10 protein-coding genes are annotated in these 8,446 nt (G+C 62.9%); 6 read left to right on the top strand and 4 right to left on the bottom strand.

Annotated features, from left to right (window positions below):
- Nucleotides 1-203: 203 nt before the first annotated feature.
- Nucleotides 204-503: a DUF3861 domain-containing protein gene (locus tag OKC30_RS18530; RefSeq protein WP_042014216.1), complete on the bottom strand. Its 300-nt coding sequence runs from the start codon at nucleotides 501-503 to the stop codon at nucleotides 204-206.
- Nucleotides 504-635: 132 nt separating this feature from the next.
- On the opposite strand from OKC30_RS18530, the gene OKC30_RS18525 reads away from it, so the two are divergent.
- Nucleotides 636-1,007 (top strand): MarR family winged helix-turn-helix transcriptional regulator, encoded by a 372-nt coding sequence (locus OKC30_RS18525; RefSeq protein ID WP_270668005.1) that lies wholly within the window; start codon nucleotides 636-638, stop codon nucleotides 1,005-1,007.
- A gap of 129 nt (nucleotides 1,008-1,136) precedes the next feature.
- Complete coding sequence (locus OKC30_RS18520; protein WP_052815265.1) at nucleotides 1,137-1,706, top strand: HutD family protein; 570 nt, start codon at nucleotides 1,137-1,139, stop codon at nucleotides 1,704-1,706.
- Here the strand turns inward: OKC30_RS18520 and OKC30_RS18515 are convergent.
- Together OKC30_RS18515 and azu are read right to left on the bottom strand one after the other, a co-directional pair.
- Nucleotides 1,703-1,906: a hypothetical protein gene (locus OKC30_RS18515; RefSeq protein WP_039039209.1), complete on the bottom strand. Its 204-nt coding sequence runs from the start codon at nucleotides 1,904-1,906 to the stop codon at nucleotides 1,703-1,705. The genes OKC30_RS18520 and OKC30_RS18515 overlap by 4 nt on opposite strands.
- A 181-nt stretch (nucleotides 1,907-2,087) precedes the next feature.
- Nucleotides 2,088-2,528: an azurin gene (gene azu, locus OKC30_RS18510; protein ID WP_043155526.1), complete on the bottom strand. Its 441-nt coding sequence runs from the start codon at nucleotides 2,526-2,528 to the stop codon at nucleotides 2,088-2,090.
- A gap of 299 nt (nucleotides 2,529-2,827) precedes the next feature.
- On the opposite strand from azu, the gene OKC30_RS18505 reads away from it, so the two are divergent.
- Nucleotides 2,828-3,871 (top strand): FAD:protein FMN transferase, encoded by a 1,044-nt coding sequence (locus OKC30_RS18505; protein ID WP_270809223.1) that lies wholly within the window; start codon nucleotides 2,828-2,830, stop codon nucleotides 3,869-3,871.
- Between the two features lie 41 nt (nucleotides 3,872-3,912).
- Here the strand turns inward: OKC30_RS18505 and OKC30_RS18500 are convergent, their stop codons facing one another.
- Nucleotides 3,913-4,338 carry an Hsp20/alpha crystallin family protein gene (locus OKC30_RS18500; RefSeq protein WP_039039212.1) on the bottom strand — a complete coding sequence of 142 codons (426 nt, stop codon included), beginning with the start codon at nucleotides 4,336-4,338 and terminating at the stop codon, nucleotides 3,913-3,915.
- 270 nt (nucleotides 4,339-4,608) lie between these two features.
- On the opposite strand from OKC30_RS18500, the gene OKC30_RS18495 reads away from it, so the two are divergent.
- The 3 genes from OKC30_RS18495 (at nucleotide 4,609) to xthA (ending at nucleotide 8,310) form a co-directional block, all read left to right on the top strand.
- Nucleotides 4,609-6,255, top strand: coding sequence for a tetratricopeptide repeat-containing response regulator (locus OKC30_RS18495; protein WP_270809741.1), 1,647 nt, complete (start codon nucleotides 4,609-4,611; stop codon nucleotides 6,253-6,255).
- Nucleotides 6,256-6,315: 60 nt separating this feature from the next.
- Complete coding sequence (locus OKC30_RS18490; protein ID WP_041205379.1) at nucleotides 6,316-7,278, top strand: ion channel; 963 nt, start codon at nucleotides 6,316-6,318, stop codon at nucleotides 7,276-7,278.
- 225 nt (nucleotides 7,279-7,503) lie between these two features.
- Nucleotides 7,504-8,310, top strand: a complete 807-nt coding sequence (xthA, locus tag OKC30_RS18485) for an exodeoxyribonuclease III (protein ID WP_041205378.1) — start codon at nucleotides 7,504-7,506, stop codon at nucleotides 8,308-8,310.
- Nucleotides 8,311-8,446 lie beyond the last annotated feature (136 nt).

Genomic DNA, 8,446 nt, shown 5'->3' with positions numbered 1-8,446 from the left:
CAGCGGGGCTGACGCCCCGGCGAAATTCCCCTCCCACCTACGTCGGAGGGAGTCCCCTTTCGCATTTAAGATGGGTCCTCCGTGAAACGAGCTGCCAGTGTAGCGGGCCGCCGCCGCTTTGACAGCACCGGGATCACAACCTCGGGGTTTCCTTTGCATCAGGCATGATGGCGGGAGCGCTCGCCCTTGGGGTCAGGGCAGGGTCACTCGGAAGGGGCGACCACGGCCTCCTCTCCCCTGGCGGTGCGTTTCAGTTGCCCCATGAATTGCTTGAAATGGGGGAGAAACCCCTTGAACAGCTCCTCTTTGCGATGCTGCATCATGACTTCGCCAAACAGCTTCAACCCGACGATAAACGCCTGATGTTCCTGCTCCGACATGGCCAGCTTCCCCTTGCTGAGCGCCAGGATGGCAAAGATGTCGTCGTGATTCTGGCAGTCGAACTGCAACGGGGGCACCTCGCGGTCCAGCGCCTGGACCTGTACACGATAAGTGTGTGGCATCTTTCATCTCCTCTCGGGCTGGGCTTTTGCCCATATGGTTGATAAAATCAATTAAACCCTTTTAAGTTGACTTTATCAACCATGAGGTTGTCAAACCGCCTCTTCCGGATCCTCGATCAGTACAAAATCGCCATGACGCAGCATTTCCGGGCACAGCAGATCGCCCTTAGCCCCCTCCATTACAAGGTGCTGCAACTGATCCATGCGCTGGATCCCGCCACGCCGCAGCTAATCGCACAGCGGTCTGGCCGCGACAAGGCGCAGGTGACGCGCCTGCTGCAGGAGATGGAGAAACAGGGGCTCATCGAGAAGCGGCCCCATCCCACTGACAGACGCAGCATCTGTCTGGCCTTGACCCCGCTGGCCTGCGAGCGGGTCAACCAGGGGGAGCAGGAGGCCGCACGGCTCGACGAACGGCTGTGTTCCCTGCTGACGCCGGCGGAGATAGCGCAGTTGCAGCAACTGCTGGACAAGATAGAAAAAGGGCTTGAGTCGACCGATTAGGGTCAGCGTCAGGGGATCCGCTGCCTGATTTGTGGCCAACCAGCGCGGCCTGTGCTGGCGGCGCCTTGTGAGCCACTCCCGGAGATGGTATCACTGGCCCCACTCTCCCCTTCCCGCCGAGGCGCCATCGTGATCACCCTGATTAAAGAGTCCGACCAGTTGAAAATGCCCTGGAAGAACAGGCAGGGCACCACGGCCCAGATCCTGATCTCCCCCCCTGGTTCGACCCTGGACAAGCTCGACTTTGACTATCGGCTGAGCTCGGCCCCCATCAAGGAAGCGGGGAGTTTCTCCCGCTTTCCCGGCTACCAGCGCATCCTGCTGCCCGTCAGCGGTGCCGGTTTCGTGCTCAACGGCCACCCCTACGCCACCTTCGAGGCGGCCCACTTCAGCGGGGATAACGAGACCCGCTGCGAGCTGCTGAAAAAAGAGGTGACGGATCTCGGGCTCATCTACCACCCGGCGCGCATCAGCGCCAACGTGCGGGTGCTGAACCTGCCCTTCCCCCTCAGCCTCACCCTGGAGGCGGACAAGTGCTACCTCTGCCACCTGCTGGAGGGCCAGCTCACCGTGCAGGGACAGCAGGTCGCACCGGGCGAGACCCTGGTGGTGCAGGGGGAGGAGAACATCCGCTTCGAGTGCGGCAAGAAGACCACCCTCGCCTTCTTTACCCTGCAGCCCAAGCAAGCCGCCGTTTAACGCCGGGGGGCACGGCCCCCGCTGTCGAGGCAGGCCTGCATGGTGTCATAGGGGGTATAGTGCCTGGTGCGGCTGTAGTAGGTGCCGCCCTTGGGGTGACAGATGCCGCTCCGGCTCTTCTTCACCGGGGGCTCGGCGGCCAGCGCGATGGCACACAGCAGCATCAGGCAACAGCCAAGCATCCATTTCACTGCATTCATGCTCTCTTTTCCGAAGGGGCGTAGGCGGGCCACTGGCCCATTTGCGGCCTATTCTACGCCGCTCATCCCCTTGCCACCCCAGACCAGATCATGAAAGCACCGCGACGCAGCGCAAGCGAAGACAAAAAAGCCGGGACCTTCCCGGCTTTTGCTTGTACTGGCGGCGACACGGTCCTTGGCACTACCCCACCTTGAAGCTGCCCTTCATCAGGGCGAAGTGGCCCGGGAAGGAGCAGAAGAAGGTGAGATCCTTGCCCGCCAGGCCGTCGGTCTTGAAGGTAACGCTGGTGCTCTCGCCGCCCCCCACCAGCTTGGTGTGGGCCAGGATCCTGGGGTCATCCTTGGGCAGGTAGTCGTGATCGACCCCGGCGCTCATGCCGGCGGTGGCGATGGCCTGATAGTCGGCGGTGTTGGCCAGCACCCAGTTGTGGCCCATGTTGGCCACCGGCAGTTTGCCCGTGTGATTGAGGGTCACCGTCACCTCCTTGCAGGTGGCCGGCACGCTCATCGCCGTCTGGTTGAACTGCATGGCGTCATTGCCTTCGATCACCAGTGCGCACTCGTCGGCCAGGACCGGGGTGGCGAGGGAGCCAAGAAGCAGCAGGGTTAACACCTTTTTCATCACGTTCTCCTTTGATTGACGAAGGATGACAGCACAGGCATCTCGCCCCCGTGGGCGCGACCCGCAAAGATGCTGTCAGGATCGATCTTCATTATATTCAAATGTCACCGAAGGACGACCGCTTTTGGGCCAGCCTGAGGGCCCGGTCACTTCTTTTCTCCCGACCCCGGGCCCAAAGCGGGTTGCTCACATCCCCGTCCCGCTTAATTATTTGCGGCCTTCCCGCCCACGGCCACTCGCCAACACCGCAGCCGTTGGCTAAGCTGCTCCCCCGTCGATGACTCCCGCGAGAATGAGAGATGAAGTTCCCCTTTGCGCCTGCGCTGGCGCGCACCCTGCTGCTCTCCCTGATCCTGCTGCTTGGCGCCTGCCAGCCGGCCCCGACCCAGACCCGCATCCAGGGCAACACCATGGGCACCTATTATGCGGTGACCCTGAGCGACCCCTTCCCCGGCGGACAGGGAGCACTGCAACAGGAGGTGGAGGCGCTGCTGGCACGCCTGAACAAGGAGATCTCCACCTATGATCCGGGCTCCCTCATCTCCCGCTTCAATCAGGGAACGGGGCTGCCCCCCCAGGTCATCCCGGCCACCATGGCGAAGATTGTGCAACAGGGCATTGACGCCGGGCACCTCACCCGGGGGGTTCTCGATGTCACCGTGGGCCCCCTGGTCAATCTGTGGGGATTCGGGCCGGACAAGCGCCCGGTCAGGCGGCCCGGCGCAGAGCAGATCGCCAAGGCGCGGGAGCGGGTCGGCATCGACAAGCTCACCCTGACCCCCGAGGGGGATCACTTCCTGCTCGGCAAGGCCATCCCAGATCTCTATCTGGATCTCTCCACCCTGGGCGAGGGTGCGGCCTCCGACGAGATAGCCGGGCTGCTGGAGCAAAAAGGGGTCCACAACTACCTCATCGAGGTGGCGGGGGCGGTGCGCAGCAAGGGGCACAACGACAAGGGCAATCCCTGGCGGGTGGCCATCGTCGAGCCCTCGGACAGACCGGGCGCCATCGAGGATGTGGTGACCCCGAACGGCATGGCGGTGAGCACCGCTGGCAGCTATCGCAACTATTACGAGCTCGACGGCAAGCGCTACTCCCACATCATCGATCCCACCACCGGCGAGCCCGTGACCCACAAGCTGGTCTCCGCCACCGTCATCACCCCCACGGCCCTGGAGGCCGATGCCCTCGACACCGCCCTCATGGTGATGGGCCCCGAGTGGGCGATGGCCTTTGCCAGGGAGCACAAGCTGGCGGTCTATCTCATCGAGAAGACCGCCACGGGCTTTGCCGCCAGCCACACCCCCGAGTTTGCCCCCTATCTGGTGCGCAAGCAGCCCTGAATGACGAGGCCCCGCAGTGCGGGGCCTCGTTCACTGACCGCCTATTCGATGGGGATGCGGTGGGGCGCGGGGCTGGCCGCCTGCTTGGGCAGGCGCAGGGTGAGGATGCCGTTGTCAAAGCGGGCGCTCACCTGCTCTGGCGACACCTCCACCGGCAGCTCGACGCTGCGCGACACGCTGCCATAATAGCGCTCGCTGCGCAGGGCCCGTTCATCCTTGTTCTGGCTGTCAAACTGGCGGATCTCCGCCTTCAGGGTCACCAGCTTGCCGTGCACGTCCACGTGGATGTCCTCCTTCGCCACCCCGGGCAATTCCGCCTGCAGCAGGTAGTCATCCCCGCTCTCCCGCAGATCCAGCTTGATCTGGCTGGGCAACGGGTCCCCGTGCAGGGGGCGGATGTAGAAGCCGGAGGCCATGTCGTGGAACAGGTCATCAAACAGGCTGGTGCGACTCGGTAGCAAACTCATCTGATCCCTCCTTGTGAGCGGGCAAGGGAGCAGACGGGCACCCTGCCCTCTGTTGCCTCCCGCATGCTGACGCTCTTCAAGTCTAAAAACCGGGACAGCGCCTGCCAGTGCCAACTCGCCTTCCCTTGACCGGGATCAAAGGCAAGACACCCTTTTTTTCACCCAAGGTCTGCGGGAAAAACCGGGAGGCCTCCCCATGTGCAATTGCCTGCCTGCGGACTTTGGTGGCACACTTCTCCCACCAGCCCGTAGCGCCTTGATGCCAGACAGATGCAGACACCGGACTCCGTACCCGAGAAAAAACCCCAGCCCAAGCCCAAGCGCATCCTGCTGGTCAACGAACAGCGTTCCTTCCAGATGATGATGAAGGCGATGCTGATCAACATCGGCATCAACCGCATCACCTACACCAACTCCGCCGACGAGGCGCGCCGCCGCTGCCAGAAAGAGAGCTTCGACATCTATCTGCTCGACTATGAGCTGGGGGCGGGCGAGAACGGCCGCCAGTTGCTGGAAAGCCTGCGGGATCAGCAACTCATTCCGCCCCAAAGCGTGGTGATCATGGTCAGCAGCGACGGCTCCCGCGCCATGGTGCTGAGCGCGCTGGAAGCCAAGCCCGACGAATACCTGATGAAGCCCTTCTCCCAGGAGCAGTTCTCGTTTCGCCTCAAACGCGCCCTCGCCCGTCGCCAGGCACTGGAGAGCGTCTTCAGCGCCCTCACCCGGGACGATCTGCCCGCCCTGGTGGAGGCCTGTGCCAAACAGGCGGACGCGGTGCCACGCTTTGCCAACTTCTGCCGCTGCCTGCAGGCCGACACCCAGCTCAAGCTGGGCCAGGCCAAGGAGGCCCGCAGCCTGATGCGCCAGCTGCTGGCGGGGCAGGAGAACAGCTGGGCTCGCCTCACCCTGGGCAAGGCGTGCCATACCCTGGGTCTGCACGAGGAGGCGGTAAGCCACCTGCAAGCCACCCTGAAACACACCCCCCTGATGGTGGAGGCTTACCTCTGGCTCGCGGAGTCCCTGCTGGCGCTGGGCAATGACGAGCAGGCCCAGCAGGAGCTGCGCCGGGCGGTGGACATCTCTCTCCAATCGGTGCAGCTCTCCCGCCGTCTGGCGGAAGTGTGCCTGCAACGGCACGACTACGCCCAGGCCAAGGACGTGCTGCTCGCCCTCATCGATTTGTCGCGCAACTCGATCCACCGCACGCCGCATTATCTCGGGGCCTATATCCAGACCCTTACCCTCTATGCCCTCAACAGCAACGACGGCTACCACATCGCCAACCTGCAAAAGCAGGTGAACTCCGCCCTGTCGCGCATCCGCGACTCCCTGATGATGTCGGAGTTCAACTACCCGGTGTTCGAGCAGATCTGCCAGGCCCGGGTGCGCATCGCCCTGGGGGAGCTGCTAAAGGGCAAGAAGATGCTCTATCGCGCCAACCAGAACTGGCTGGACGAGCCCGCCACCATGCCTCCGGCCCTCCTTGGCGAGACCATACTCGCCCTCTATCAGCTCGGGGAGTTCGAGTACGCCGAGAGCCTGCAATCCCTGCTGGCGGAGGATGAGGATCGGCTGCTCACCACCTGCATCCAGGTGACCCGGGATGACAAGACGGTGCAGGAGCGGCGCCAGCGCTATCAGCAGCTCAACGATCTGGGCATCAAGGCCTATCAGGCCGGGGAGCTGGAGCAGGCCCTCGGCCACTTTCGCGAGGCCCTGCGCCGGGCGCCCGCCAATACCGGCGCCGCCCTCAACAAGATCCAGGTGCTGCTGCAACTCATGCAGAAGAACCGCAAGAGCCCGGAGTTTGGCACCGAGTGCAAGGAGACCCTGGAGGTGCTGGAGGGCATCCCCCTCAACCCCGCCCAGCAGGAACGTTTTCGCAAGCTGCGCCAGGAATATCATCAGCACAGCTGATATCCCCCCTCCTCCCCTCACCTATGCTGATACTGACTCAGGGAAGGGAGGGGCAACACCATGGCAATGTGCCGATACCTGGTGGCCGATGGCCGCCACTGCAGCGAAGAGGCGGGGGATCACGACCTGTGCCACTGGCACGACCCTCATGCCTCTCACTCATCCCCGGACACCGCCGCGGCGCTGGAGCGCTATGTGCGCCAGGGGGGCCTGTGCCACGGTCTGCAACTGGCCCGCGCCGATCTCGCCGGTCTCAACCTGGTGAACAGAGAGGGGCCACAGGGGTTCCTGCTGGAGCAGTGCAACCTCTATCGCGCCAACCTGCGCGGCGCGCACCTCTACGGTATTCGCATCAAGGGCGGCAGCCTGATGAAGGCCGATGTCAGTGACGCCAACCTGCACTGCGCCGAGTTGCACGACGTCAACCTGCTCGGCATCCGCTGGAAGAACACCCGGCTCGACAACCTGGATACCGGCAGGCGCCTGATGCAGGACAGGAAGGGGCGAAGCGAACGAGACCCGGTGCAGGCCCGCGTCTGGTTCAAGGAGGCGGAAGAGACCTATCGGGATCTGCGCAAGGCCTCGGAGGCCCAGGGGATCTTCACCATGTCCGGCCGTTACATCCAGCAGGAGCTCACCATGCGCCGCCTGCAGATGCCGTTCTGGTCCTATCACCGCTTCGCCTCCTGGATAGTGGATCTCTTCTGCGGCTACGGCGAGGCCCCCATGCGGGTGGTGCTCTTCTCCCTGCTGCTCATCTTCATCTGCAGCATCTTCTACTTCTTCTGCGGCCTCAACTTCGCGGGCAACCACCTCATCTACCGCCCGGAGGCGACCCTCGAAGAGAACGCCACCTTCCTGCTGGAATGCCTCTACTACAGCGTGGTGACCTTCACCACTCTCGGCTACGGCGACTTCACCCCGGTCGGCCTGTCGCGGATCTTCGCCGCCTTCGAGGCCTTCACCGGCAGCTTCACGCTGGCGCTGTTCGTGGTGGTGTTCGTCAAGAAGATGACCCGCTGACAAGCTGCCCACGATCTTGCTGCGAGGCCGTGATCAAGGCTCATGTGCTGCTCGGAATCCTCACGTATATCTATACGCTCCGGTTCCTGCGCTGCGCTTCACCTTGCTGACAGCCTCTCGCGACAGCTCGTGAACAGGTTACCGATAGCCCGGCACCTGAACTTGCATCCAGACCGGATTCCTAGTCCAATAGCGACTAATAAAAACGACATGAGCATCCCTGACATGAAGATCATCTCTTTCAATATCAATGGCCTGCGCGCCCGTCTTCATCAGTTGCAAGCCATCATCGACAAGCACCAGCCCGATGTGATCGGCCTGCAGGAGATCAAGGTCCACGACGAGGCCTTCCCGGTCGCGGACGTGGAGGCCATGGGCTATCACGTGGTCTTCCACGGCCAGAAGGGTCACTACGGGGTCGCCATCATGAGCAAGCAGGCGCCCATCGACGTGCAGAAGGGGTTCCCCACCGATCCCGAGGATGCCCAGCGCCGCATGATCATGGCCAGTTTCAAACGGGAAGACGGCTCCCTCATCAAGGTGATGAACGGCTACTTCCCCCAAGGGGAGAGCCAGGATCACGAGACCAAGTTCCCGGCCAAGCAGAAGTTCTACGAGGACCTGCAGCACTACCTTGAGACCCACCACAGCCCGGACGACCAGATAGCGCTGATCGGGGATATGAACATCTCCCCCACGGATCTCGACATCGGCATCGGCGAGGCGAATCGCAAGCGCTGGCTGCGGGATGGCAAGTGCTCCTTCCTGCCCATCGAGCGTGAGTGGATGGAGCGGCTCAAGGGGTTCGGCCTGACCGACACCTTCCGCGCCGCCAACCCCACCGAGTGCGAGCGTTTCTCCTGGTTTGACTACCGCTCCAGGGGCTTTGACGAGAACCGTGGCCTGCGCATCGACCTCATCATGGCGTCCAATGCCCTCAAGGACAAAGTGACCGAGACCGGCATCGACTACGAGCTGCGCGGCATCGAGAAACCCTCCGATCACGCCCCCATCTGGACCTGCTTCGCCTGATCCCGGTGCCGGGCCTCCTGGCCCGGAACTCTGCCATCTCCCGACCCCAGCCCCTGCCGATGCGGGCAATGCTGTTCACTTAAGAGAATTTGAGTTCCAGTCCACGTAGTATCAGGGCTAAAAAATGAGGGAGGCA

The sequence above is a fragment of the Aeromonas sp. QDB18 genome (genome assembly GCF_027705325.1).
Classification (GTDB): Bacteria; Pseudomonadota; Gammaproteobacteria; order Enterobacterales; family Aeromonadaceae; genus Aeromonas; species Aeromonas caviae.
Note: the sequence above shows the minus strand (reverse complement) of the source record. Positions and strands in the feature narration are given on the sequence as shown.

Excerpts from the sequence above, each read along its gene's own strand:
- xthA (WP_041205378.1), top strand. The coding sequence starts at position 7,504 with ATGAAGATCATCTCTTTCAATATCAATGGCCTGCGCGCCCGTCTTCAT.
- OKC30_RS18500 (WP_039039212.1), bottom strand. The coding sequence starts at position 4,338 with ATGAGTTTGCTACCGAGTCGCACCAGCCTGTTTGATGACCTGTTCCAC.
- OKC30_RS18505 (WP_270809223.1), top strand. The coding sequence starts at position 2,828 with ATGAAGTTCCCCTTTGCGCCTGCGCTGGCGCGCACCCTGCTGCTCTCC.
- OKC30_RS18515 (WP_039039209.1), bottom strand. The coding sequence starts at position 1,906 with ATGAATGCAGTGAAATGGATGCTTGGCTGTTGCCTGATGCTGCTGTGT.
- OKC30_RS18530 (WP_042014216.1), bottom strand. The coding sequence starts at position 503 with ATGCCACACACTTATCGTGTACAGGTCCAGGCGCTGGACCGCGAGGTG.
- OKC30_RS18495 (WP_270809741.1), top strand. The coding sequence starts at position 4,609 with ATGCAGACACCGGACTCCGTACCCGAGAAAAAACCCCAGCCCAAGCCC.
- OKC30_RS18490 (WP_041205379.1), top strand. The coding sequence starts at position 6,316 with ATGGCAATGTGCCGATACCTGGTGGCCGATGGCCGCCACTGCAGCGAA.
- OKC30_RS18525 (WP_270668005.1), top strand. The coding sequence starts at position 636 with ATGACGCAGCATTTCCGGGCACAGCAGATCGCCCTTAGCCCCCTCCAT.
- azu (WP_043155526.1), bottom strand. The coding sequence starts at position 2,528 with ATGAAAAAGGTGTTAACCCTGCTGCTTCTTGGCTCCCTCGCCACCCCG.